Annotated in this window: 1 protein-coding gene; it reads right to left on the bottom strand. The window is 65.3% G+C overall.

Annotation, left to right across the window (positions count from 1 at the left end; genetic code table 11):
- Window positions 1-818, bottom strand: an 818-nt coding sequence (locus ACWEO2_RS44265; protein ID WP_452410873.1) for a polyketide synthase dehydratase domain-containing protein, incomplete at its 3' end; no start/stop codon positions are given.
- Window positions 819-1032: the final 214 nt, after the last annotated feature.

The raw sequence follows: 1032 nt of genomic DNA, 5'->3' as shown, positions 1-1032 counted from the left end.
CGTGAAGTGAGGGATTCGGCGGTGAGCACCGGTTGACCGGCCGCGTCGGCGGCCTCCACCCGCACGCCACCGTCAACCCGACTCAGCCGCGCGCGCAGCGTTGTCGCTCCCGTGGCGTGCAACCGCACACTCTGCCACTCGAACGGCAACATCGGCGATGAACCGGCACCGTCTGCGGCCAGAAGAGCATGCAACGCCGCGTCCAACAACGCCGGGTGCAACCCGAACCGTCCCGCCTCCGACACCACCGACTCCGGCAAGGCGACCTCGGCGAAGACGTCCTCGCCCCGGCGCCACACCTGTTGCAGCCCACGGAACACCGGTCCGTAGTCGTAGCCCGACTCCGCCAAACGCTCGTACAGCCCCGCTACCGGCACCGCCTCCGCACCCTGCGGGGGCCACGACGTGAAAGCTGCGATAGGCAAGGCGTTTTCGATATGGGGACCCATAGTTCCTTGGGCGTGCAACGTCCACTCGTCATCGATCTCACTGCGCTCATCGCGCGAATAGATCGATACTGACCGCTCGCCGTCGTTGCTGGCCGCCGCGACCACGACCTGGACTTGCGTGCCGCTGTCCATCGATAACACCAGTGGGGTTTGTAGTGTCAGCTCCCGCACCACACCACAACCCACCTGATCACCAGCACGCACCACCAACTCCACAAACCCGGTGCCCGGCAACAACATTCGACCAGCCACCACATGATCAGCCAGCCACGGCTGCCCGGCCACCGACAACCGCCCCGTCAACACCACCCCACCGGAATCAGGAGAGGACAACACCGCACCCAACAACGGATGCGACGCAGCACCCAAACCCAAACCCGACACGTCAACCGAACCACCCTCACCGGCCAACCAAAACCGCTGCCGCGCAAACGCATACGTCGGCAACCCAACTCGCCGCGCACCCCGACCGGCGAACACCACAGACCAATCCACCCCCACACCCGAAACGAACAACTCCCCCGCACCCACCAACAACCGACCCCAACCACCATCACCACGACGCAACGAACCCACCACCACG

It is taken from the genome of Nocardia sp. NPDC004278, assembly GCF_053602975.1.
The sequence above is the reverse complement of the archived record's forward strand: the minus strand, read 5'-3'. Positions and strand labels throughout refer to the sequence as shown.